At 69.3% G+C, this 24,728-nt stretch carries 19 protein-coding genes; 10 read left to right on the top strand and 9 right to left on the bottom strand.

What is annotated here, in order from left to right; all coding sequences use genetic code 11:
• Positions 1–114: 114 nt before the first annotated feature.
• Entirely contained in the window at positions 115–714 is a 600-nt protein-coding gene (locus tag B0F77_RS21950) for a sulfite oxidase-like oxidoreductase (protein ID WP_086664842.1), read from the bottom strand.
• Positions 715–768: 54 nt separating this feature from the next.
• Here B0F77_RS21950 and B0F77_RS21945 point away from each other — a divergent pair, with 54 nt between their 5' ends.
• Positions 769–1,551, top strand: a complete 783-nt coding sequence (locus B0F77_RS21945; protein ID WP_086664841.1) for a crotonase/enoyl-CoA hydratase family protein — start codon at positions 769–771, stop codon at positions 1,549–1,551.
• Positions 1,552–1,742: 191 nt separating this feature from the next.
• Here B0F77_RS21945 and B0F77_RS21940 read toward each other — a convergent pair whose 3' ends face one another.
• Positions 1,743–4,910 carry an NACHT domain-containing protein gene (locus B0F77_RS21940; RefSeq protein ID WP_086664840.1) on the bottom strand — a complete coding sequence of 1,056 codons (3,168 nt, stop codon included), beginning with the start codon at positions 4,908–4,910 and terminating at the stop codon, positions 1,743–1,745.
• Positions 4,911–4,991: 81 nt separating this feature from the next.
• Here B0F77_RS21940 and B0F77_RS21935 point away from each other — a divergent pair, with 81 nt between their 5' ends.
• The 6 genes from B0F77_RS21935 (at position 4,992) to B0F77_RS21910 (ending at position 10,994) form a co-directional block, all read left to right on the top strand.
• On the top strand, positions 4,992–5,795 hold the full coding sequence (locus tag B0F77_RS21935; RefSeq protein WP_086664839.1) for an IclR family transcriptional regulator domain-containing protein: 804 nt from the start codon (positions 4,992–4,994) through the stop codon (positions 5,793–5,795).
• 88 nt (positions 5,796–5,883) lie between these two features.
• Positions 5,884–7,314: an amidohydrolase family protein gene (locus B0F77_RS21930; RefSeq protein ID WP_086664838.1), complete on the top strand. Its 1,431-nt coding sequence runs from the start codon at positions 5,884–5,886 to the stop codon at positions 7,312–7,314.
• Complete coding sequence (locus B0F77_RS21925) at positions 7,314–8,441, top strand: CaiB/BaiF CoA transferase family protein (RefSeq protein WP_086664837.1); 1,128 nt, start codon at positions 7,314–7,316, stop codon at positions 8,439–8,441. The genes B0F77_RS21930 and B0F77_RS21925 overlap by 1 nt, the downstream gene beginning before the upstream one ends.
• Positions 8,438–9,214 carry a citryl-CoA lyase gene (locus tag B0F77_RS21920; protein WP_086664836.1) on the top strand — a complete coding sequence of 259 codons (777 nt, stop codon included), beginning with the start codon at positions 8,438–8,440 and terminating at the stop codon, positions 9,212–9,214. The genes B0F77_RS21925 and B0F77_RS21920 overlap by 4 nt, the downstream gene beginning before the upstream one ends.
• 2 nt (positions 9,215–9,216) lie before the next feature.
• Positions 9,217–10,083 carry a dioxygenase family protein gene (locus B0F77_RS21915; protein WP_086664835.1) on the top strand — a complete coding sequence of 289 codons (867 nt, stop codon included), beginning with the start codon at positions 9,217–9,219 and terminating at the stop codon, positions 10,081–10,083.
• Positions 10,068–10,994, top strand: a complete 927-nt coding sequence (locus B0F77_RS21910) for a quinone oxidoreductase family protein (RefSeq protein ID WP_086664834.1) — start codon at positions 10,068–10,070, stop codon at positions 10,992–10,994. Before B0F77_RS21915 ends, B0F77_RS21910 begins: the two co-directional genes overlap by 16 nt.
• Here the strand turns inward: B0F77_RS21910 and B0F77_RS21905 are convergent.
• From B0F77_RS21905 to B0F77_RS21895, 3 genes are read right to left on the bottom strand one after another with little or no spacing between them, the layout of a single operon-like run.
• On the bottom strand, positions 10,984–13,143 hold the full coding sequence (locus B0F77_RS21905) for a penicillin acylase family protein (RefSeq protein WP_158102788.1): 2,160 nt from the start codon (positions 13,141–13,143) through the stop codon (positions 10,984–10,986). The two genes, B0F77_RS21910 and B0F77_RS21905, sit on opposite strands and share 11 nt — an antisense overlap.
• A gap of 17 nt (positions 13,144–13,160) precedes the next feature.
• Entirely contained in the window at positions 13,161–15,461 is a 2,301-nt protein-coding gene (locus B0F77_RS49925; protein ID WP_086664832.1) for an ABC transporter permease, read from the bottom strand.
• Positions 15,458–16,150, bottom strand: coding sequence for an ABC transporter ATP-binding protein (locus B0F77_RS21895; RefSeq protein ID WP_211293925.1), 693 nt, complete (start codon positions 16,148–16,150; stop codon positions 15,458–15,460). The genes B0F77_RS49925 and B0F77_RS21895 overlap by 4 nt, the downstream gene beginning before the upstream one ends.
• A gap of 102 nt (positions 16,151–16,252) precedes the next feature.
• On the opposite strand from B0F77_RS21895, the gene B0F77_RS21890 reads away from it, so the two are divergent.
• A complete protein-coding gene (locus B0F77_RS21890) occupies positions 16,253–17,074 on the top strand; it encodes a sensor histidine kinase (RefSeq protein WP_086664830.1) in 822 nt (273 codons plus the stop codon).
• Positions 17,071–17,730: a response regulator gene (locus tag B0F77_RS21885; RefSeq protein ID WP_086664829.1), complete on the top strand. Its 660-nt coding sequence runs from the start codon at positions 17,071–17,073 to the stop codon at positions 17,728–17,730. The genes B0F77_RS21890 and B0F77_RS21885 overlap by 4 nt, the downstream gene beginning before the upstream one ends.
• A 1-nt stretch (position 17,731) precedes the next feature.
• On the opposite strand, the gene B0F77_RS48030 is transcribed toward B0F77_RS21885, so the two are convergent.
• Together B0F77_RS48030 and B0F77_RS21880 are read right to left on the bottom strand one after the other, a co-directional pair.
• A complete protein-coding gene (locus tag B0F77_RS48030) occupies positions 17,732–17,872 on the bottom strand; it encodes a hypothetical protein (protein WP_158102787.1) in 141 nt (46 codons plus the stop codon).
• Between the two features lie 141 nt (positions 17,873–18,013).
• Positions 18,014–18,742, bottom strand: a complete 729-nt coding sequence (locus tag B0F77_RS21880) for a class I SAM-dependent methyltransferase (RefSeq protein WP_086664828.1) — start codon at positions 18,740–18,742, stop codon at positions 18,014–18,016.
• A gap of 206 nt (positions 18,743–18,948) precedes the next feature.
• Here B0F77_RS21880 and B0F77_RS21875 point away from each other — a divergent pair, with 206 nt between their 5' ends.
• A complete protein-coding gene (locus tag B0F77_RS21875) occupies positions 18,949–22,536 on the top strand; it encodes a discoidin domain-containing protein (protein WP_086664827.1) in 3,588 nt (1,195 codons plus the stop codon).
• Here B0F77_RS21875 and lgt read toward each other — a convergent pair.
• On the bottom strand, positions 22,463–23,383 hold the full coding sequence (gene lgt / locus B0F77_RS21870) for a prolipoprotein diacylglyceryl transferase (RefSeq protein WP_086664826.1): 921 nt from the start codon (positions 23,381–23,383) through the stop codon (positions 22,463–22,465). The genes B0F77_RS21875 and lgt overlap by 74 nt on opposite strands.
• 90 nt (positions 23,384–23,473) lie before the next feature.
• Positions 23,474–24,728 (bottom strand): CocE/NonD family hydrolase C-terminal non-catalytic domain-containing protein (locus B0F77_RS21865; protein ID WP_086664825.1); only part of this gene is annotated, 1,255 nt, incomplete at its 5' end.

The raw sequence follows: 24,728 nt of genomic DNA, 5'->3' as shown, positions 1-24,728 counted from the left end.
GCACGTCGACGTGCTGGCCAGGGAGGTGACCTGGCCAGCCGGGCACCTCGAACAGGAGCCTGCGCGCACTCGACGTCAGCTCGCCGGACGACACCAGCTCCGACACCCGCCAGGTCAGTCGCCCTGATACCGCTGCTCGCGCCATGGGTCTCCGTAGTCGTGGTAGCCGGCGGTTTCCCAGAAACCGGGTTCGTCCTCGAGCAGCAACTGGATCCCGCGAACCCACTTCGCCGACTTCCAGAAGTACAGGTGCGGCACCAGCAACCGCGCCGGACCGCCGTGCTCGGGCGTGAGGTCATCGTCGTCGTAGCGGTAGGCGACCCACGCCTGGCCGTCGAGCAGGTCCTCCAGCGGCAGGTTGGTGGTGTAGCCGCCGTACGAGTGGACCAGCGCGAAGTCCGCCGCCGTCTCGACGTCCTCCAGCAGGACGTCCAGCGAGACGCCCTTCCACCGGGTGCGCAGCTTGGACCACTTGGTGACGCAGTGGATGTCCGTCGTGATCTTCTCGGCCGGCAGCTCGATCAGCTGCTGCCACGACCACGTGTGCTTCTGGCCGGCCTCGGTGCCGACGGTGAACTCCCACCGGTCCGTCGGCACGCGCGGGGTCGGGCCCGCCGTGAGCACCGGGAAGTCCTCGGTGAGGTACTGGCCCGGCGGTAGCTGCACGTCTGGTGACTGGCGTCGCCCGGTGAAGCCGGGAGAGACGATCGGCATGACGTCAGTACACAGCACCGACCCCGAACGCGCACGCGTCGATAACCTCAGCCGATGGAAGACGTGCGAGTGGAGACCACGGGCACCACCACGGTGATCTGGATGAACCGCCCGGACCGGCGCAACGCGGTCGATCGCCGGATGGCCTCGGAGCTGCACGACGCGTTCCTCGCGTTCGAGGCAGACCCGGCCCAACGCGTGGCGGTGCTCGCGGGAGCGGGCGGGACGTTCTGCGCGGGCGCGGACCTGACGGCGGTCAACGATCCCTCCCGCCGCAACGTTCTCGATCCCGACGGCGGCAGCCCCGGCCCGATGGGACCGAGCCGGCTGCACCTGAGCAAACCGCTGATCGCCGCCGTGAGCGGCCACGCCGTCGCGGGCGGGCTCGAACTGGCCCTGCTCGCCGATCTGCGGGTGGCCGAGAGCGACGCGGTGTTCGGCGTGTTCTGCCGGCGGTGGGGCGTGCCGCTGATCGACGGCGGCACGGCCCGGCTCCCCCGGATCGTCGGCCTGGGCCGCGCCCTGGACCTGATCCTCACCGGCCGCGCCGTGCCCGCCGACGAGGCGCTGGCGATGGGCCTGGCCAACCGCGTCGTCGAACCCGGCCAGGCGGTGGCCGCCGCGATCGAGCTCGCGTCGCAGATCGCCGCGTTCCCGTTCGAGTGCGTGCTCGCGGATCGTGCCGCCACCTACGCCGGTCTCGATCTGCCGCTGGAGGAGGCGCTGCGGGCGGAAGGGGCGGCCGGGGTGCCGATCGTGGCGCGGGAAGGCGCGGACGGGGCCGCCCGGTTCGCGGCGGGAGCCGGGCGGCACGGCCAGTTCGGCGACACGCGCTAAGCAACTGGCCGGAAGTCTTGACCGCAACCCCGCGGGGGCCCTGACGACTCCGGGCGAAAGGCACGTATGTACGCCCTGGACGTACCTACGTGCCTTTCGCCCGGAAAAAACAGGGCGCTGGGTATCCGGGCACCGCGAATCATGATCGGCCGGTACGTCGACATCACGGTCACGGCGGTGCTCCACGACGCTCAGAGCAGTTCGTCGTCCTCCAGCTTCGACAACCGCGTCAGCAGATCCGGCCGGTGCGCGAGCAGCTCCTCGCGCTCTGGCCAGCGGAGGCGGTGGGCTTCGTCGAGAAGCGCCTCCGGATACTCCGAACTCGCGATCCCCTTGTCCGCCAACGCACACCAGATCTCCGCCACCTGTTCAACGCTGACCGCTTCGCGAGCGAGCAACCTCTCCACGACGTCCATGAACCACGCGAGTTCGTCCGACTTGTCCAAGAGCCGCAGAAAAAGGGTGAGGGTCTCCGGCCCATGCGGATCCATCACGGTCCGCAATCTCGTGACTCTGTCGACGACGTACTCCGCCGATACCAGCTCGTCGTTCACCAGCAGCTGGAGCAGGTACAACTTGAGCTCGGCGGCCATGAAGCTCTTGAGGTCGAGGTACGGCCCCTCGACGAAGTCGAGGAGCCGGTCGTACACCACCATCCGCAGTTCCAGTTCGGTCTGGTGGGCGTGGAACAACGACGCGTGAAGCAGATCAGCCGCGACGGATCGGAGCTGGTCGTCACGATGCATGTAGTACGGAATCAGCCTGGTGAACAACGTGCCCGCTCCTCTGAGCGCGGTCACCACCACGTCCGTCTCCCACTCGCACAGGAGTTCGGCGGACCGGAAGAAGTGGGTGGTGAACTCGTAGTCCGTCACGACTCCCGACATCTTCGGATCCCGCGCCCACATGGGCTCCGCGCGCCTGACGGACGCCGTCCTGCGCCAGCTCAGCTTCACGGACTCGTTCCCATCCGGATCACGATCCCGGTCGGCTCTCAACAGCCCGGTCACACCGTTCCACTCACCCGGCCTCAGCTGGGACATCCACAGGTGCACCGAACGGGTCCACTCGGATACGTGATCCGCCGTGTCCGGGAAGAGCTCGGCCGAGGACACTACGTCGGCGACCGCCATGGCGAGCAGCAGCAGGTTGGCACTGTAAGTGGCGATCCGTGCGGTCTGAGTCCTCTCCAGCGGGCGATAGGTCTGGTGCACCGAGTTGACGTCTGGCTGGTGCACGTTCCGGAAGGCGGTCAGCAACACCTCGTGGATGTCCTGCAGCTCCGATTCGGGCGCGTGAGTCGCCAGCTCTTCCAGGAAGTCGAGCGTGGTCGTGCGCGTGGAGAGAAGGGCCCACGACAGGAACGTCCGCAGTTGGGTGTCGTCCAGGCGCTGATGACCGGAGAACATGCGCGCCTTCTCCGCACGAGCCTGCTCCACCAGCTCCATCAGACAGCGCCAGGTCAGCCGCGCGACGAAGAACTCGCCGAAGGTGGCGTGCAGGAACTCGTACGTCCCCAGGACTTCGCCTTCGAGCATGGTCCTGGCGCGGTGGATGTAGAAGAAGCGTCCGAGCGCGTCCTTGGCCTCACCGGCCAGCCGTTGGTGCGCCGCCGTGACGCCCTGCCCCGCGGGCCGGGTGATGCCCAGCGCGGTGAGGTCCTCAGCCACCTTGGCGTCGGTGACCCACTGGGCGGACCTGTTGAACATGCCGAAAGCGACGACCGACAGGATCAGCAGCTCCCTCTCGACACCGGGATCGTCATCGGCGGCCTGACTGTCCGTTTTGGACACTTCGCGGTGGGCGAACCGGCGCACCAACCGCTCGTACAACTCCGACTGACTCAGCTTGCGCTTGTCCGACAGCAGCGCGCCGCTCTCGGCGTCGTAGATCGCCAGCATGAGCAGGAGGAGCGGCTGCCGGGCCAGGTCCAGGTAGTTCTCGATGACCTCGAGGTCGAACCAGCCGCGCCCCAACGCCCGCAGGTAGGACCCGTTGGTCTCGTACCACTCCTCCAGCCATTCCTCGACCTGGCCGACCTCGAACGGTTCAAGTCGCGCGGCGATCACATCCGTGGGGATCTGCATCCGATCGGCCACCGTGACTCGGCTCGTCACGATCACCGCGACGTGCCGCCCCTGGGTCTCCTCGACCTGCTGGAACTTCTTGACCCGCACCAGGTAGTCGGACCTGCTGACACCGGTGGCCTGAAGCAGCTCGTCGAAACCGTCGAGCAGGACCACCAGCAGCGAGTCGCCGGCGGCGCGAGCGAAGTCGGGCCATGACACGGTTTCGTGGGTGGACAGCCGGATCGCGTGCTCGATCTGCTCGTGGATGTCGGCCTCCGCGGGGACGTCCCGCAACGGCACGCGGACCGACACGAAGTCCGGCGATGGCAGCCGTGCCGCGACCACCTCGGTGAGCAGGGACTTGCCCGCACCGGGATGTCCGAGGACCACCAACGGGCTGGTCCACGCCCACGGCGTCGAGAGGTGTCCGAGCAGGAACTCGTTGAAGTCCTTGCGAACGTCGATCCGGGCCCAGAAGTCCTCGTCGTTGATCGCGGCCTGGGCGGTGACCTCGACCAGGCGGAAGTAGGGGTCGATGTACGCGCGGCCGACCTCGGGCGTCGCCAGCCCGTCGGGCAGTTCCTCCGCCGAGAGCAACGGCCTGGACAGAGCCGACCGGTTGAACCGAACTATGCCCTGCAGTACCGGCGAAACCGACTCCACCGGCTCCGCCCGCTCAAGCAACTCGCGCACGGCGTCACCAATTGTCCGCTGGCCTGACAGAGCCAACCAGATCGCGAACTCCGGGTACTCGTCACCGAGCCGGTGAATCGACGATTCGAACAACCGCAAGGCCACCAGTACACCGCGTTCCAGCGCTCCAGCGGCCTGCACCCGCTTGGTGTCATCGCTCAAGTCTTCGAGGAACTTCTTGAAGCTCTCGTTCAGCCGCAGATAGAAGTTACCGAGCTGCGCCTGGGTGCGGCCGCTGGTCGCGTGCACGCCGAGCAGCGGCAAATCTGTCTCCAGCACAGAAGTCGCCACGTCCACCCCCAGCCGGATCGGGAGGTCGGCGTATTCGAGGGCCTCGAAGTAAGCGGCGACCATCAACACGCCGCGCGCCGCGTACAGCCGCTGGATCCGATCGAACTGGCCCCGGCCCTCGCCTGGGTCGATGCCCCTGGCCACCAGCTCGTGGGACAGCATGACCAGCTCGCTCCCCCCGAAGACCGGCGCGGGCGACGTGGCGCCCAGCAGGAGCCCGCCGAACGCCCTGTCCAGGGCCGACACCAGCTGGCTCTGGCCGGCGCCAAGGATCTTGACCGCGTCCCGGTACGTCAACCGCGTCACCGCTACACGTTCTCACGCGACGGGTCGCGCTCGTACGGGCATTGACGAACTGAACGGACAAGTGTCCGCTACCGTTACCACATGCCTGCGCGCCCTGACACCGGCCCCGACTTCATCGAGGCGCTCGCCCGCGGGCTGGACGTGATCCGCGCGTTCCAGCCCCGGCGCCCGGTGATGCCGCTCAGCGAGGTCGCCGCGGCCACCGGGCTCGCCCGGCCGACCGCGCGCCGCATCCTGCTCACCCTGGCCGAGCTGGGGTACGTGCGGCAGGGCGAGAGCGGGTTCGCGCTCACCCCGAAGGTGCTCGAGCTGGGCGTCGCGTACATCAGGTCGACCGGGTTGTGGGAGGTCGCGCGGCCGCACATGGAACGGCTGGTCGAGCGCACCAACGAGTCCTGCTCGATCGCGCAGCTCGACGGGTCGGACATCGTCTACGTGGCACGGGTGGCGGTGCCGAAGATCGTCACGCTGTCCGTGCAGATCGGCACGAAGTTCCCGGCGCTGCAGACCTCGCTGGGCAAGGTGCAGCTCGCCGCCCTCACGCCGGCCGAACTCGACGACGTCCTGGCACAGCCGACCCGTTCCGGGCTCACCCCGAGGTGGCAGCCGGACCGGGCCGAGCGGGACGCGGAGCTGCGGGACGTGCGGGCGCGCGGGTGGGCGATGACCGACGAACAGCTCGCGCCGGGGATCCGGTCGATCGCGGCACCGCTCAGAGACGGCAACGGCACGGTCGTGGCCGGGCTCAACGTCAACTGCCACGCCGCCGAGACGTCCCTCGAGTTCATGCTCGACCACCACCTGCCGCTGTTGTTGCAGACCGCGGGCGACATCAGCGCCGACTTCGCGCGGCTCGACACGGTGCCGCACATCGTCGTTGCCTGAGCAGGGGCCCTCACGGGGTTGACGCGCGCCCGGCGAAGGTTGACGATTCAACGGACACTTGTCCGCATGCCGGTCGAGGAGGCCCCCGATGGTCGGCGAACGACGTTCCGTGGTGCTGCGAAACGGCACCGTTCTGACGATGGACGGGCAGCGAAGGGTGCTCACCGACCACGACGTGCTGGTCGTCGACGACAAGATCGCCGAGATCGGGCCGCAGCTGGTCGTGCCCGCGGGCACCGAGGAGATCGACGCGAAGAACGGCATCGTCATGCCGGGCATGATCGACACGCACCGGCACATGTGGCAGACGGCGATGCGCGGCTACGGCGCCGACTGGACGCTCACGCAGTACTTCGTCTGGTACTACCTGGAGTGGGGCAAGGTCTTCCGGCCGGAGGACATCCACGCCGGCAACCTGCTCGGGGCCGCCGAGGCGCTCGACGCCGGTGTCACCACGACGGTGGACTGGTCGCACGGGCTGCAGACGCCCGACCACGCCGACGCCGCGGTCGACGCGCTCCGCTCGGTGCCCGGCCGGTTCGTGCTGGCGTACGGCAACATCCAGGACAGCCCCGCGTCCTGGACCGCGAAGCCCGAGTTCCGCGACTTCGTGACACGCCGCATCACCGGCGACGACATGCTGGGCTTCCAGCTCGCGTTCGACGTCACCGGCGATCCCGAGTTCCCGGAGAAGGCCGCGTTCGAGGTCGCGAGAGAACTCGGCGTCCCCGTCACCACCCACGCGGGCGTGTGGGGCGCGACGAACGACGACGGCATCCGGCTCATGTACGACAACGGGTTCATGACCGAGCAGTCCATCTACGTGCACGCCGCGACGCTGTCCGCCGACTCCTACCACCGGATCGCGGCCACCGGCGGGTCGATCTCCGTGTCGACCGAGAGCGAGCAGAGCGCGGGCCAGGGCTACCCGCCCACCTGGGCGATCCGCGACCACGGCATCCCGGTGTCGCTGTCGATGGACACCTCGGTGTGGTGGAGCGGCGACCTGTTCTCCGCGATGCGGTCGACGCTGGGCGCTGATCGGGCGCGCGAACACATGGCCGCGCACGCCAAGAACGACACCGTCACGCACTCGTCACTGAGGGCGGAGCACGTCGTCGAATGGGCGACGACGGGTGGCGCACGCGCGCTCAAGCGCGATGACATCGGCAGCATCGAGGTCGGCAAGAAGGCCGACCTCGTCCTGCTGCGCAACGATAACTCGCCCGCCATGTTCCCGATCCTCAACCCGTACGGGCACATCGCGTTCCAGGCGCAACGGTCCGATGTGGACACGGTGATCGTCGACGGCCGGATCGTCAAACGCGACCACAAGCTCGTCGGCGTCGACCTGCCGAAGATCCGTTCGCTGGTCGAGCAGACGGTCGAGCACCTCCGCGAACAGCTCGGCGAGGAGGCGTGGGAGAAGGGCATGAACCCGGACATCCCCGAATCGAAGGTGCTGGACAACCCCTACACCTACACCGAATACCGCGGCGACACCCGGACGTCCGTCTGATGGGCCCACTGGAAGGCCTGCTCGTCGCCGACTTCTCCCGTGTCCTCGCGGGCCCGTACGCGACCATGCTGCTGGCCGACATGGGTGCGTCGGTCGTGAAGGTCGAAGGGCCGCAAGGGGACGAGACCCGCACGTGGATGCCACCCGTGCGGGACGACGTCTCGACCTACTACCTCGGGATCAACCGCGGCAAGCGGTCCATCGCACTGGACCTGCGCGACGAGACCGACGCCGAGCTGGGCCGGGAGCTGGCAAGACGCGCGGACGTCGTGATCGAGAACTTCAAACCGGGCGGCCTGGCCAAGTACGGCCTCGACTACCCGAGCGTCAGTGCCGAGAACCAGAAGGTGATCTACGCGTCGATCACCGGATTCGGTTCCGGCGAAGGAAGGCACGTACCCGGCTACGACCTGATGGTGCAGGCGATCTCCGGTCTGATGAGCCTCACCGGCGATCCGGACGGGCCGCCGTACCGCGCGGGCATCTCGGTGTTCGACGTCATGGCGGGCAACCACGCGGTGATCGGGATTCTCGCGGCACTGCGACACCGGGACGCCACCGGCCAGGGGCAGCTCGTGGAGGTGAACCTGCTGTCGTCGGCGCTGACCGGCCTGGTCAACCACAGCTCGGCCTACGTCGCGGGCGGCACCGTGCCCTTCCGGATGGGCAACGCGCATCCCAGCGTCTTCCCCTACGAGCCGCTGCCGACCGCCGACAACGACCTCATCGTCGCGGCGGCGAACGACGGCCAGTTCCGGAAGTTGTGCGATGTCCTGGGACTGCACGACGTCCCGGACGATCCCCGGTTCGCCCGCAACGCCGACCGCACGAAGAACCGCGAGGAGTTGCGGCCGATCCTCCTCGAAAGGCTCAGGACACGGGGTGCGGTCGAGTGGTTCGACCTGCTCGTGGCGGCAGGGGTGCCGTGCGGGCCGATCAACACGATCGACGGCGGGTTCGCGATGGCCGAACGGTTCGGGCTCGATCCCGTCGTGGTGGTCGGGGACGTGCCGACCACCCGGCATCCCATCCGGTTCTCGGAGACGCCGGCGGTGTACGAGCTGCCACCGCCGGGGCTGGACGAGCACGGCGCCGAACTGCGCGCGTGGCTGAAGGAGGAACGGTGACGGGCTACGAGACCGCGCTCGGGGCGTCCACGCCCGACACGATCACGTTGCTGGGCCACGACCTCGCCAAGGACGTGATGGGCAACGTCGGGTTCGGCGAGCTGGCGTTCTGGCTCGCCACCCAACGCCGCCCGAGCCCCGGCCAGACGCGGGTGTTCGAGGCCGTGCTGGCCGCGCTCGCCGACCACGGCTTCACGCCGACCGCGATCGTCAGCCGTCTCACGTTCCTCTCCGCCCCCGACTCCGTGCAGGGCGCGCTCGCGGCCGGACTGCTCGGTGGCGGGTCGAGGTTCCTCGGCGTCACGGAGGACGCCGGCCGGTTCCTGAACGCGGTCGTGAGCGGGGCCGAACTGCCCACCGACGACGCCGGCTGGGACGCGCTGGCGTTGGAAACCGTGCAGGCACAAGGCAAAGCACGGATCCCCGGGCTGGGTCACCACGTGCACAAGAACGGTGACCCGCGCACCGCCCGGCTGTTCGAGATCGCGGCAGAGGAAGGCGTGACCGGCCCGCACCTGAAGCTCTTCGCCGCGATCGGCCGGGTGCACCCGCAGGTGCTCGGCAAGACGTTGCCGCTCAACGGCGCCGGGACGTGCGGTGCGGCGCTGGCCGACCTCGGGCTACCGCTCGAGTTGTTGCGGGGCTTCGCCCTGCTGGCCCGCACTGCCGGGTTGATCGGGCAGCTCGCCGAGGAGTTGCGGCATCCCGTCGCCAACGACATCTTCCTTTCCGTGGACACGAACACGCGGTCCGTCGCGCCTCCAGAGGAGTAGGCATGCAGCTGGTCACCGAGGACAACATCACCGAACTCGCGGAGCAGCGCTGGGCGACCGCGAAGGACCCGCGCACCGCGCAGCTCATGACCGCGCTCGTCCGGCACCTGCACGACTTCGCCCGCGAGGTCCGGCTCACCGAGGCAGAGTGGATGGCCGCGATCAGGTGGCTCACCGCGACCGGGCAGATCAGCGACGAGAAGCGCGAGGAGTTCATCCTCGCCTCCGACGTGCTCGGGCTGAGCATGCTGATCGTGCAGATGAACCACCGGTTCGACCCCGCCGCGACGCCCGCCACCGTGCTCGGTCCGTTCCACATCGACGGCTCCCCCGAGCTCGGCTTCGGCGGCGACATGTCCGACGACGTACCCGGAACCCCGCTCTACCTCACCGGAACCGTGCGGTCGCTGGACGGTGCCCCGGTGCCCGGCGCGGTTCTGGACGTCTGGCAGGCCGACGCGGACGGTGCCTACGAAGCCCAGCTCGACGTCGACGAGGCGAGACTGAGGGCGAAGTACCGGGCCGAGGCCGACGGCTCCTACTGCGTCCGCACGATCACGCCCAAGGGGTACTCGATTCCGATGGACGGCCCGGTCGGCGACCTGATCGCGCAGACCGAGATCAGTCACTTCCGGCCCGCGCACGTCCACTTCCTGGTCACCGCCGACGGCTTCGAGCCGCTGATCACGCACCTGTTCGAGGAGGGCGCCGAGTACCTCGACAGCGACGTCGTGTTCGGCACCAAGCAGGAGCTGGTGGTCAGGTTCGAACCGCGCGAGCCCGGTCCCACGCCGGGCGGCGGCACCTCGGCGGTGCCGTGGGTCGAGGCCCGGTTCGACTTCGTGCTGCAGCCGTGCGCGCCGCACTGATCGCTCGTCCCGGTCAGCCGCCGTCGCTCGCGCACCGGGACGAGCCCGTCGCCCAGCCCGACGAGGTGCTCGTCGACGTGCTCGCGGCGCCGATCACCCCATTGGACCTGTTGTGCGCCACGGGAACCTCGTACTTCGGCGTGCCCGCGACGCCGTACGTGCCCGGCGTGCAGGGGGTCGGGACGGTCGACGGCCGCACGGTGTGGTTCCCGACCAGTGCCGGCATGGCCGCGGGTGACGGGAGCATGGCCTCGAAGGCGTTGGTGCGCAAGGAGGATCTGGTCTTCCTCCCGGACGGCGTGGAACCCGCCGCGATCGCCGCGCTCGGGCTGTCCGCCGTCGCCGCGCACCTGGCGTTGACGTGGCGCGGTGAGCTCGCACCCGGTGAGTGCGTGATCGTGCTCGGCGTCGGCGCGGTCGGCCAGGCCGCGATCCAGCTCGCTCGCCTGGCCGGCGCCGGACGCGTGGTCGCCGCGGCCCGTTCGGAAGCCGGCCGCCGCCGAGCCGTGCGCGCCGGTGCCGACGCGGTGGTCTCGTTGGACACCGATCATTTGGCCGTGCAGTTCATCGAGGCCGCGAAAGACGCGGACCTGCTGCTCGACCCGCTCTTCGGCGCCCCCGCCGCCGCGGCCGCGCAGGCGCTGCGACCGGGCGGGCGATGGGTGAACCTGGGCGGTTCGGCGGGCGAGACGTGTCCGATCAGCTCGTCCACGTTGCGCAGCCGGTCATTGCGAATCTCGGGCTACACCAACAACGAGCTCACCGCGCAGCAGCGGGCGGAGGCCATTTCGGCCGTTGCCCGGCATGCGGCGCGCGGTGAGCTCGTCGTCGATCACGAGGTGGTGCCGCTGGACGACGTCACCGACGCCTGGCACCGCACCACGCACGGCCGAGTAGTGCTCATCCCGTGAGCACTTTCACCGTGAGATCAGGGTTGCGGGCGATCTCCCGTTCGGTGAACACGCCGGTGACCCACTTCTTCTGCGCGTAGAGGTGCGCCTGGTCGGTGTGGTGCGGTGACGAGCGATCAGCGGACTGGCCGTAGATCAGCAGGGAGCTCATCCGCGGGCCGTTCTTCGTCAGCTCGACCGCCATGACGAAGCTCGATCCGTGCGTGATCGGACCGACCGGTTGTGGTGCACCGGGAACGGTGATGACGTTGAAACACCCTTCCGGGCCACGGCAACCGTGGATCGGAATGCCCTCGTACTGCTGGACGTCGTCCAACCGCACGTCCACCGCGCGACCGGCCACCTCGAACGCCCTCACCGCGTCGGCGAAGGCCCGCTGGACACCGGGATCACCCGCGTTGAGGCCGCGCGGCGTGTGCGCCGGGTCAGCCGGGTCGAACGGCACCAGCCACCTGCTCGCACCGGCCCGGCCGGCGAACTGGATGAACGTGCGCCAGAAGTAGGCGCCTCGGCTGCTTTCGCCGGTGTCACCGGTTCCTGGCCACGTCGACAGCGCCGCACAGGCCGCCCGCACGTCCGTCGGACGGCCGTCGCTCGCGGGCAGCGTCGGGTTGGCCCGGCACATCGCCACGACGGCGGCGAGACCCTGTTCCGCGGTGAGGTTGCGGTTGCCGAACGTCGCGGTCTCCAAAGAGGACAGGGTGAACGGCGCGCCACCGGTGATCATGTCCAGCCCCAGGCGGGTGCGCGGCGACCGTTCGGTGCCGACGTCGCCGACGATCGACGGGTAGCCGGTCAGCGGCGCCGCGGGGTTCGCCAGCCACGGGCTGTCGTTCATGTTGCTGACGTGGTCGTTGCGGATGAGCCTCGGCAGACTGTTCGCGCTGAGCTTGCCTTTCCAGCCGCACGACGCACGGCTGCCGTCGAGTACCACGACGCCGATGTTCAGGGCGACGCCGCACCTCGCCCGCAGTTCGTCGGTGACGTTCGGGACGACCTGCACGTCGCTGTAGTAGGTCGTGCCGGTGGCGTCCGCGGCGATCGTGTTGACCCACGGGAGTGCCTGGTGGCGCACGAGTGCGGCGTTCAGGTCCGGCACGCTGCGGGCGCGGGCGATGGCGAGCCACTGGTCGATGACCCGCAGGTTGCCCCGGTTCGCGTCGCGCAGGACGTACGCCGTGGTGTCGGTCCACTGCAGCGCGACCGGGTCCTCGACCAGCGGGCCGTCCGGGGTGCGGTACAGGGTCCTGGTGGTGCCGCCGGCCGTGACCTGTTCGGCGATCATGTGACGGACCTGGCCGTCGACGACGTAGCTGGTGGGGTCGCCGGGCACGAGCGTCAGCTTCGAGAGCGTCATCGTGCCCGCCTCGGACGCCGTGTGGGTCCAGCCCAGCCTGTCGTTGTGGCCGATGTTGACCAGCGGCACACCGAACAGGCCCGCGCCGCTCACGTTCAGCTCACCGGGGATCGTGAGGTGGTGCTGGTAGAACCGCATGTCGTCGCCCCAGTAGAAGTGCGGGTTGCCCAGCACCATGCCGGTTCCGGCCGCGGTCGCGGTCCTGCCCAGCGCCACGCCGTTGCTGCCCGGCCGCTGTTCGGGACGCTGCACCAGCTGGGTGGCGGCAACGGGAGAACCCGGTGGCTGGGCTGCGATGATGGCTTTTTGGAACCCCTCGCTGCCGGTGAGGCCGGCGAACTGGTGGGCGCGCCGCCACACGTCGAGCTCGGTGATCGGCCGCACCCATTTCGCGCCACCGCAGGCGTCCGGTGTCCGGCTGAGGTAGCGGTTGAACCCCTCTGCGTAACCGCGCACGAGATCCCGCGCCTGCTTCGACTGGGCGGGGATCTCCCGTTCGACCACTTTGGACTCGTTGAGTCGCTGGTAGTAGAGATCGCTGTCGAGGTTCTCCTGACCGAACCACTTCGAGCGCTCCGCCGACAGCGTCACCACGATGCCGGCCATCACGCACGCGTTGTCCTCGGCGAACGCGTAGCCGAGTCCCAGCCCCAGGTTTCGGTAGTCCGACGCCAGGACGTGCGGGATGCCGTACGAGGTTCTCCTGATCTTCGTGCCGCTCTCGGCGGTGGCGGGCGGCGATGTGGCCGCGACTCCGGCCAGCACCAGCGACAACGCCAGTAGTCGACGCATCTTGTGTTCCCCCTGGTTCATTCGTTGTGCAGGACGGTGGCGATCGAGAGCCGAGCGGCGCCCCTGGCCGGGACGACGGCTCCGAGCACCGCGATGACGAGCCCGGTGAGTGCCAGCAAGGCGAGCGCGGGCGCGTGGTAGACGTTCATGAGGATGTCGACGGCGTCGGCCTGCCCGGCGCGCGCCATGGCCGGCACGACGACCTGGTGCACCGCGATGCCGAACGGCACTCCGATCAGCCCGCCGACCAGCCCCAGTGCGCCCATCGACGTCACCAGCAACACGGTGACCTGGCGCGGGGTCATGCCGATGGACTTGAGCATGCCGAGATCACGACGCCGTTCGCGGGCATTGAGCACGACGGTGTTGAACACGCCGAGTGCCGCGACCGCACCGAGTACCAACGTCAGCACCACGGCGGCACTGATGATGATCACGGCCGTCGACGAGGTGCCGTCGCGCGGTGGCAGGACGTGCAGTCCTGGGTCCCGCGCCAGTGCCGCGGCGGTGAAGGTGTCACGATCCGTGCCGGGTGCCGTCCGAACCTGGTAGGAGTCGGCGCGGGCACCCGGCACCAGGGCGTCCAAAGTGGACCAGTCGGCGAAGATCTGGTCGGCGTTGTTGGTCAGCACGACACCGACGATCCGCACCTGCGTCCGATTGTCTCGTGCTGCAACGGTGATGGTGTCGCCGACCGACAGACCGCGCTGGTTCAGGAACCTCGACGGGACGACGACCTCACCGCGCCCCGGCCAGTGCCCGGTGAGCACGCGCGGACCGAGCGCGGTGGCGTCGCCGCGATAGAAGAGGATCACGGCCTTCTGCGTGCCACCGGCGACCTCGGTTTTCAGTTGTGACATGGCGAGCAAGGCCGTCGCACCGGGCAATGAGCGCAGCATCGACTCGTCGTCGGCGTCGCTCAGCCGGGCGGCCGGTGCCTTCTCGCCTGGTATGCGCAGTCCCGGTGGCGGTCCGGCCAGCAGTTCGACGCGGTCGGTGTAGTTCGGCCGGACGGCCTCGTTGTAGGCGTTCATCGACATGGTCACGCCGACCGCGAGGGTCACCGTCATGACGCCGAACACGACCGCGGCCAGCGTCAGGACGCTGCGTCCCGCCCGCGCGAACGGCATCCCGAGGCCGAGGCTGACCGAGCGCGGCAACCGGGTGCCGCTCAGCCACCGCTGGATCCGCAGAGCCCGCCCGGTGTGCGCGGTGGTGCCCGCGCTGATCGCCCGTGCGGCCGGCAGCCGGCGCGCCCGCAGTGCCGGGACCAGCGCGGCCGACGCCACCAGCAGGGGCATTCCCAACGCCGCCACCACGTTCACCCACGGCGCGAAACTCAGCTGGTCCACGCCGAACCCGTCGACCGCGTCCTGCACGACCGGTTTCGCGAAGAGATTGCCCGCGACCGTGCCGAGCGCGCAGCCCGCGACCGCCGGGATCGACACCATCACCAGGTACACGGCCATGACCTGGTTGGGGGTGAAGCCGATCGCCTTGAGCATCCCGATGTGCCGGAAACCCGCGACCACCGCCCCGCTCACCACGTTCGCGACGATGAGGACCGCCACGACGAGCCCGAGCACCCCGAAGATCATCAGGAACGGGATGAACACGCCGAGCTCGGACGTCGCCTTGTCCTTGACGGTCAGATGCGAGAGCGTGCCGAGCAACGCACCCGCGGGCAGCCCCGTGGTGACCTGGGCCTGGCCCGCGGCGACGTCGGCGGCGGTGTCGGCCTTGGCGAAGCGGTACAGCATCTGCAGCGCGGTCGGGTGGAGTTCCTGCGCCTGTCCCGGAGTCACCCACGCGTCGGCGGACCCGGTCACCGAGTAGGCGAATCCCACGACGGTCAGCGCCGGCCGGTCCGGCAGCGTGATCCGGCTGCCCACCCCGGTCCGGCCGGTGGTGCCGGGTGCGCGGTTCAGGACGATCTCGCCGGGGTTGGTGGCCCACCTGCCCTGCCACACCGCGAGACGATCGACCGCGCCGCCGGCGTCGGACCGTCCCACAACGGTGAGCGAGCCCAGGAAGACATCACTGCTCGAAGTGTCCACAGTGGCCTGGAGGAACGGCCCGGCCGAGTCCGCGACCCGCCTGAGATCGGCTTCGGACACCTTCGCCGGGTCGAAAGCGGCGGACAGGTGCGCACCGCTCTGGGCGGCGAACGCACGGTCGAACGGCGCGGACGCGGCCTCCAGCAGGCCGAGCGCCATCACCAGGGTCGCGCTCGCGGCGCACACCACGACACCGATCACGATCGTCTGCAGCTTCCGGCGCCGGACCGCCGCCCAGGCCGCCTGCCAGACGGCGTTCACGCCCGCTCCAGACTGTGCTCCTGCGCGATCTTGCCGTCCACGACCTCGATCAACCGCGTCGCGCACCGCGTGGCGAGCCGTTCGTCGTGCGTGACCAGCAACAACGTCTGGCCGATCTGGTTGAGGTCGAGCAACAGGTCCATCACCTGCTCGCCGGACCTGCTGTCGAGCGCACCGGTCGGTTCGTCGGCGAGCAGCAGCGCCGGGCGGTTCATCAACGCCCGCGCGACCGCGACGCGCTGCCGTTCCCCGCCACTGAGCTGCGCCGGGTAGACGTTCTTGCGGTGCGCGATGCCGAGCTCGCCGAACAGCTCCACCGCGCGTGTGCGCGCCTGGCCCGATGAGGTGCCGGTCAGCTGAGCGGCGAGCGCGACGTTGTCCAGCGCCGACAGGTCGTCCAGCAGGTTGAAGAACTGAAAGATCATGCCGATGCCGCGCCGCCGGAACAGGGCCAGGCCCGTTTCGCTGAGCACGCCCAGGTCGGTGCCGTGCACCACCACCGAGCCGGACGACGGCCGGTCGAGGCCCGCGATCATGTTCAACAGCGTCGACTTGCCGCTGCCGGACGGCCCCATGACCGCGACCGCCTCCCCCGCCCGGACGGTCAGCGACACCCCGTCCAGTGCGACCGAGTCGCTGTACTCCTTGCGCACGTTCGTCATCTCGACGACTGCGTCTCCGTTGTGCATGACCGCCATCCTGCTCAGCGGAGCCGGTGGCGACGTCAGTCCGGGGAGGTAACCTGCCCCGTCGCGTCATCCTCGGGATGTAGTGGCTGCATCCGGGGTTTGATGCGCGGCCGCGGCCCGCTCTGGGAGAGTGACGGGGTGTGGGAGCTGGTGGTGGCCGTCGTCGCCGGGCTGGTCGCGGTGTTCCTCGCGACGCGGCTGGCAGCGGCACGGCGTGCGTACACCCGTGCGGTGGAAGAACGAGGATGGCTGCTCGAACGGGAACGGGAAACCGCCGCCCGCAACGCCGTGGACGCCGAACGCGCCAGGATCGCGCGCGAGCTGCACGACATCGTGAGCCACAACGTGAGCGTCATGGTCGTGCAGGCCGGGGCGGCCCGCCGGGTGCTCGACACCAGGGCTGGCGAGGCGACCGACGCGTTGCTGGCGGTCGAGAGCGCCGGCCGCGACACGATGACCGAACTGCGGCACATGCTCGGCCTGCTCGCCCCGGCCGCCGACAGCGACGATCTGCTGTCACCCCAGCCAGGCCTGAGCCGGCTCAGCTCCCTGGTCGACCGCATGTGCTTCGCCGGCCTGCCGGTGGAGGTGCGCATCTCCGGCGAACCGCGGCCGCTGCCGTCCGGTGTGGACCTGACGGCGTACCGGATCGTCCAGGAAGCGCTGACGAACGCGTTGAAACACGGCGACGGCCGGCAGGCGGAGGTAATGGTGCGGTACCAGGACAACTACCTGCGGGTCGAGGTGCTCAACACCGGCCCCAGCGTGCTGTCCGGCACTCCGGCGTCCACTGAGGACGGACACGGGCGCGGCCTGCTCGGCCTGCACGAACGCGTCGCCGTGCTCGGCGGCGACCTCGACGCGCGCCGCCGGCTCGGTGGCGGGTTCCGCGTCCGCGCCAAGATCCCGATCGAGCGCCCGTGACCGCGCCCCGCGTCGTGATCGCCGACGACCAGGCGTTCGTGCGCATCGGCTTCCGCATGATCCTCACCTCGGGCGGCATCGAGGTCGTGGGCGAGGCGGCCGACGGCGTCGAGGCGGTGGCCGCCGTGCGCGACCTCAAGCCGGATGTCGTGCTGATGGACATCCGCATGCCCACGATGGACGGCCTGGAAGCCACCCGCCGGATCGTGCGCTCGGAAGCTGACTGCCGGGTGCTCATGCTGACCACGTTCGACCTGGACCGCTACGTCTACGAGGCACTCGCCGCGGGCGCCAGCGGGTTCCTCCTCAAGGACGTCACGCCGGAACACCTCGTCGCCGCCGTCCGCCTCATCGAGACCGGAGACGCGTTGCTCGCGCCGTCGATCACCCGGCGGCTGGTGGAACGGTTCGCCGCGGACGCACCTCCCACACCCGCCGTGCACCGGGATCTCGCGGCGCTGACCCCGCGGGAACGGGAGGTGCTGACGCTGGTCGGGCACGGCCGGTCGAACTCCGAGATCGCCGACGACCTGACGCTGAGCGAGGCGACGGTCAAGACGCACGTGGCGCGGATCTTCGCGAAGCTGGAGCTGCGGGATCGCGCGCAGGCCGTCGTCCTCGCCTACGAGACCGGTCTGGTCACGCCCGGCGCGTGAGTCAGGCGCCGATGGGCTGGCGGAGCTCCACTGTCTTGGCCTGTCCGTGTTCCGCGACCAGCTGCTGCTCGATCAGCTGGTCCGGGGTCACCTTCTCCCGCTTCGAGAGGGTGTCCAGCGTGGCGTCGGTGAGGTCGAACAACGCCGTCCCACCAGGTCCTTCGGCGCTGCGCCTCGCAGAGTGTCCGGGTCGATGTCGGCGCGCATCTTGAGGTGCCACACGCAGCCGCTAACAGACACACGGCTACCACAAGGAGTCGCTTCACGCGCGGAGCGCAACCAGTCAGTCGGCCTCGAGGACGAAGAACAGGAAGCTCGGCCCCTTCACCATCAGGTCGTAGTCGGCGGGGAACAGCTCACGCGCTTCCGGCACGGGCCTGGGCTCGCTGATCCGCGAGATCCGGAACCCGGCCGCGACGAAGGCGTCGGTCATCGCGTGCAGCGGCCGGTTCCAGAAAGTCACCTTGACCGTCTGGTCGCCCACCGGCCATTCCGCGGGCGCGGCGCAGGTCTCGAAGTAGTCGGGCCGGTGCCCCGCCAGAAGCGCGATGCAGAGGTCCGCGGTGGGGTGGTTGACCGACGCGATCAGCCGCCCGCCGGGCCGCAGGACGCGCCGCATCTCCGCGAGCGTCGGCCCCCAGTCCTCCAGGTAGTGCAGCACCAGCGACGCGATGACGTCGTCGAACTCGTCGTCGGGGAACGGCAGCGGGTCGGCCAGGTCGACCAGCCGCAGGTCCGCGTCGGCGCCGAGCCGCACCCGTGCCTGTTCCAGCATCCCCGCGCTCGCGTCGATGCCGCTCACGACCGCGCCCTGGTCACGCAGCGCGGCGAACAGCGGGCCGGCGCCGCAGCCCGCGTCGAGGATCCGCCGTCCGGCCACATCCCCGGCGAGAGCGAGGGCCGCCGGTCGTTCGTAGTACGCGTTGTACAGGTTCTTCTCGTTGTCCGCCGCGTACGCCGCAGCGACGCTGTCGTAGTCGCTCGGCTTCACCGATGTCATGAGATCGATCATGGCACGAGGCTCGTTCGGCCCTGTTTTCCCGGACCGGTCTTTTTCGGCGTTTGTCCCGGTACACCACCAGAACGCCTGGAAAACGACGGTCTCGATGACATCGATGTCGCCCACGAAAAATCCTGTCCTGTCTGTCTTGTTGACCAGCCGACGAACCAGACCGAAGCTTCCTGGCAACGTTGTCAGAAAGACGATCGGAGCTCGCAATGGCGCAGGACTTCGACCCCGGTATCTCGCGGCGTCAGGCGCTGTCCCTGGGAGGCGGGCTGCTCGCCGGTTTCGGTGTGATCACCCTGCTGCCCACCTCCGCCGCGGCGGCCCCGATCGGAGAAACGAGGCAGCCCGTGGATCTGGCGTTGTTCCGTCCGGTGTCGGTGTCGTCGACGGACTACGCGGCCACCCCGGCGGAGTTCGCCGTGGACGGTCTGGCGCAGGTCGGGGTGCGGGGATCCGGCTGGCGGGCCGGTCAGGGCGACGCCCAGTGGATGATCGTCGACCTGCAGGGCCGGTGCGAGATCAGCTCGGTGGTCCTGACCTTCGAGGCCAAGCCCGGCGACCCGGCGTTCGACGCGAACGCGTCCCGGGCCGAGACCATCGGCGCCGAGATCCTCTCCAGTTTCGCGGTGGTCTTCGACCTGGACGTCTCCGACGACGGCAGGACCTGGCACACGGTCCACACCTCCGACTCCGGTACCGGAGCGGTCGTGACCATCCCGTTCGCCCCCGCCGTCAAGGCGCGCTGGGTCCGGTTCTCCGCCTCGCGCAGATCGACGACCAACCCGCTGGGGCTCAACGGGTTCCAGGTCTACGGCACGACCAGGGACAACCGGCCCGCGGTGCGGGGCTGGACCAACTGGCCGGTCCAGAACCACGACAACCCCGCGCTGACCGTGGCCGCCGACGGGTCCGTGCCGCTCGAGTCGGGCTGGGTGCTGACCATGGAGGACTTCGCGCCCACCCAGGACGGTGCCGCCCTCTCCGGACCCGGTGTCGACACCCGCGGCTGGGTGCCCGCGACCGTGCCCGGCACGGTGCTCGGGTCGCTGGTCGAGCAGAAACACCTGCCAGACCCGGTGTACGGCATGAACAACATGAAGGTGCCGGAGGCGCTCTCGCGGCACGTCTGGTGGTACCGGCGGACGTTCGGCCTGCCGAGCGGGCTGGACGCCGGCGCCGGTCGGCACGTCTGGCTGGAGTTCGACGGCATCAACCACGCGGCCGAGATCTGGCTCAACGGAGCCAGGATCGGCGACATGACCAACCCGTTCGGCCGGGCCGCGCTGGACATCACCACCAAGCTCCTCGAGAGCGGTGAGCAGAACCTGGCCGTGCGGATCGCGCCGATGCCGTTTCCCGGCAGCCCCGGCGACAAGGGACCGCGCGGTGAGGCGTGGGTCGGCGCGAACAGCACGATGTTCAAGAACTCCCCCACCTACCTCGCGGTGTCCGGCTGGGACTGGATGCCCGCCGTGCGCGACCGCGCCTCGGGCATCTGGAACCACGTCCGGCTGCGCTCGACCGGTGCCGTGGTGATCGGCGACCCGCGCATCGACACCGTGCTGCCGGACTCCTCGACCGCCGAGGTCACCTTCACGGTGCCGGTGCGCAACGTCGAAGCCGGCGCGCAGACCGTCACCGTGACCGCCGCCTTCGACGGGATCAAGGTCAGCAAGTCGGTCACGGTGCCCGCGAACGCCGAGTCCGCGGTGGTGTTCGCGCCGTCGGAGTTCGCGCAGCTGCGGATCAGGAACCCGAAGCTGTGGTGGCCCAACGGGTACGGCGATCCGACGCTGCACGACCTGACCCTGACTGTGGCCAAGGGCAACGCGGTGAGCGACCGGAAGACGCTGAAGTTCGGCCTCCGGCAGATCACCTACCGGTACGACCTGCCGATCACGATCGTCGACGGCGCCGCCGAGCAGACCGTCGACTTCCCCGCCCAGCGGGCCCGCTACGTCCGGATGCAGGGCGGGAAGCGCGCCACCAGCTGGGGTTTCTCGCTGTTCACCCTGTCCGTTGTGGACAGCAAGGCGCCGGACAACGATCTGGCGCTGGGTAAAACCGCGACGGCGTCGTCGAGTGCCGACTGGACCTCACCCGGCGCCGTCACCGACGGAGACCCGAAGTCCCGGTGGACCTCGAACTACGCGGACAACGAGTACGTGCAGGTCGATCTCGGCGCCACGACCTCGTTCGACCGGGTCGTGCTGCGCTGGGAGACCGCCTACGCGGCCACCTACAAGATCCAGGTGTCGCAGGACGGCCAGACCTGGACCGACGTCGCCGACAAGGACAACTCACCCAAACCGCTGATCATCCTCGTCAACGGTGTCAAGATCTTCTGCCGCGGCGGTAGCTGGGGCTGGGACGAGCTGCTGCGCCGGATGCCTGCCTCGCGCGCGGACGCCGCGGTCGCGCTGCACAAGGACATGAACTTCACCATGATCCGCAACTGGGTCGGTTCGTCCTACCGCGAGGAGCTGTTCGAGGCCTGCGACAAGTACGGCATCCTGCTGTGGAACGAGTTCTGGCTCGGCTGGTCCGCCGACCCGGCCAACCACGACACGTTCTTCGCCCAGGCCAAGGACACCGTGCTGCGCTACCGTTCGCACGCCTGCGCCGCGGTGTGGTTCGGCTGCAACGAAGGCAGCCCGCCGTCCTCTGTGGACAAGGTGCTGCGGGAGATCGTGCACAGCAACACGGACCTGATGTACCAGCCCAACTCGGCGGGCGGCGTGATCACCGGCGACGGCACCTACCGGTGGGTGGACCCGCGCACGTACGCCACCGGTGAGGCCACAGGCGGCAAGTTCGGGTTCTGGAGCGAGATCGGCCTGCCGACGGTGTCCGTGGTGGAGAGCATGCGCAACCTCGTCGGCCGGGGAAACCCCGGCTGGCCGATCGGGGACGCCTGGTACCTGCACGACTGGTCGGAGAACAGCAACCAGCAGCCGGGCGGTTACCAGGCCGCGATCGACGCGCGCCTCTCGCCGTCGAGCAGCCTGGAGGAGTTCTGCCGCAAGGCGCAGTTCGTCAACTACGAGAACATGCGCGCGATCTTCGAGGCGTGGAACTCCAGGCTGTGGAACGACGCCAGCGGCGTGCTGCTGTGGATGTCGCACCCCGCCTGGCACAGCACGGTGTGGCAGACCTACGACTACGACCTGGAGGTGAACGGCAGCTTCTACGGCTCCCGCAAGGGTTGCGAGCAGCGGCACGTGCAGGCGAACCCCACCAGCTGGCAGGTCACCGCCGTCAACCACACCGCTTCCGCCCTCACCGGCGTCACCGTCAAGGCCCAGCTGCACAGCCTCGACGGCAAGCCGATCGGTCAGGCACAGCAGCAGAAGCTCGACGTCGGCGCGACCACGGCGAAGAACGTGTTCACCATGCCGTTCGACGACGCACTGCCCGCGTTCCACCTGATGCGGCTCACGCTGACGGACGACATGGGCGCGGTCATCTCCGAGAACACCTACTGGCGTTACCGGACGGACACGTCGATGCGTGCCCTCAACCAACTGGCGTACACCCAGCTCGCGACCACGTTGAGCGCCACGAAGAACGGGTACACCGCGGTCATCCGCAACACCGGAAAGACGGTGGCCGCGATGGTCCGGCTGTCGCTGCGCGAGCGCAACGGCACCGATCGCGTCCTGCCGACCCTGTACAGCGACAACTACTTCTGGTTGCTGCCAGGCGAAAGCCGGACGGTCACGATCAATCCGCAGCGTTCCGTCCGGACGCCGCGTCTGCTGGCGGAGGCGTACAACTCGGCGCCGAAGCTGAGCTGAGGTCCTCCCGGCCGGGATGCCGCCGTGCCGACCACAGGGTGAGCGCGGCGGCACCCAGCCCCACCAGCAACGACGTCCAGATGTTCAGGCGCAGGCCCAGCACGGTGTTCGCCGGGTCCACCCGCAGCGCCTCGATCCACAGCCGGCCCGCCGTGTAGAGCACGACGTACAGCCCGAACGCCCGGCCGTGCCCGAGCCGGAACCGGCGGTCCGCCCAGATCACCACGGCCGCCACCGCGAAGTCCCACAGCAGTTCGTAGAGGAACGCGGGATGGAACGTGCCCAGTACGACCGGCAGTCCGTCCGAACCGACGACGGCCCGGCCCGCCGTCTGGTCCCACTCGTGGATCCGCAGCGCCCACGGCAGGTCGGTGGGGCCGCCGTACACCTCGTTGTTGAACCAGTTCCCCAGCCGCCCGATCCCCTGTGCCAGCGCGATTCCCGGCGCGGCGGCGTCGGCCAGCGGCGGCAGGCTCACCCCGGCCCGGCGCGCGCCGATCCAGCCGCCGAGGGCGCCGAACGCGATCGCGCCCCAGACACCCATGCCGCCTTCCCAGATGTACAGGGCCCGGATCGGGTCGCCGTCCGGGCCGAAGTACGGCTGCCAGGACGTGGCCACGTGGTAGAGCCGGGCGCCGACGATCCCGAACGGCACCGCCCACGTCGCGATCTGGTTGATGACACCGGGTCTGCCGCCGCGCCGCACCCACCGGCGTTCGGTGAGCCACACCGCGACGACGACGCCGGCGATGATGCAGAAGGCGTAAGCCCGAATGGGCACCGGCCCCAAATGCCAGACCCCTTGCGTCGGACTAGGTATGACCGCGACCACTTCCCCCAACCCCATCGCGCCACCCTAGCCCCGCATGCCCAGGCATGGCCATGAACGGCGCTTTTGTGGACCTGGAGTCCACGAAAGCGCCGTTCATGGCTCTTGTCAGGGGTTTAGCGCGCCCCCGACGATTGGGAGGACCACTTTGCTCACGCCTAGCGAGAGGTTCAGCGCGATGCCGCTCGCTCCGGTGTCCTTGCTGATGTAGCCGTTGTGGTTGGTGACGATCACGATGCCGATGCGGTGCCCGGCGGGGATCAGCGCGTCCCTGGGGTGCAACTTCCAGGTGACGTCGGCGGTCCCGTCGGTGGGCAACGGCGTCGGCGACTCCAGCGACAGCCGGTTCTTGGCGTCGATGGCGCCCTTGGTCAGCATGGTCGCGGTCACCGCCTGCACGGAGACGTCCGGCGGCCGGGCGCAGCCGGTGCGGTTGCGCAGATCCGTCTTCCCGCACGTCTCGGTGGAGAGCTGGATCGGGCTGCGATCGGTGAGCACGGCCTGGGTGCTCGGACCGTAGTCCACCAGCAACGCCGTGAGCGGCGTCGACGGCCGGTTGGACGCGATCTGGGCGGTCACGCGCACCTCACCGGACAGCCGGGCGTCCTTGGTGAGCGGTGCCGTCACGTAGACGAGCCGGCGCGGGTCGGCGGTCTCCGGGTTGGCCATCATGATGGACTCGCTGAGGTTCGCGTTGTCCCCCAGGCGTTGTGTCCCGCTGCTGGCCGGCGTGGTGGTCAGCGATCCCGACATGCCACCGGCCGCCGGGCCGAAGTACAGCGTCGTGTCCTGGGTGTCCGGACGTGGCCAGGCGGCGGCCTGTTCCCAGCTGCCGTCGGGCTTCTGGACGTCGGCCATGGGCTCGTTCATGATCCCGTTGTCGGCGCCCTTGAGCCAGTGGTCCATCCACAACCCCATGACGCGCTGCCACTCGGCCTGGCGGAACGAGATCGGGTCGAGGTGCCCGCCGCGGTGCAGCCAGATCTTGCGCGGCACGTTCCGGTCGGCGAGTTCCTTCCACCACCGGCCGAACTGCGACGGCTTGACGTTCCAGTCCGACTGGCCGTGCACGACGAACACCGAGGCGGACACGTCCCGTGCGCCCACCCGGTAGTCGCGGGCCTTCCAGAACGACGTGTAGTCGTAGGTCTCGTCGCCGTCGTCGGCGGACAGCTTGTCGAAGACCGGCTTGCACTTCGCCTTCTGCGCCGCGCTGACGACGTAGTTCGCGAGGACGGTCGGATAGTTGGTTTCCCAGCCCTTGTACCCGATGCCCTGGTCACGGGCGTACTCGTACCAGCTGGAGATCGCCGCGATCGGCACGATCGTCTTGACACCTGGGATGTTCGCCGCCGCGGCGGCG

Source organism: Lentzea kentuckyensis (assembly GCF_002150765.1).
Lineage (GTDB): Bacteria > Actinomycetota > Actinomycetes > Mycobacteriales > Pseudonocardiaceae > Lentzea > Lentzea kentuckyensis.
The sequence above is the reverse complement of the archived record's forward strand: the minus strand, read 5'-3'. Positions and strand labels throughout refer to the sequence as shown.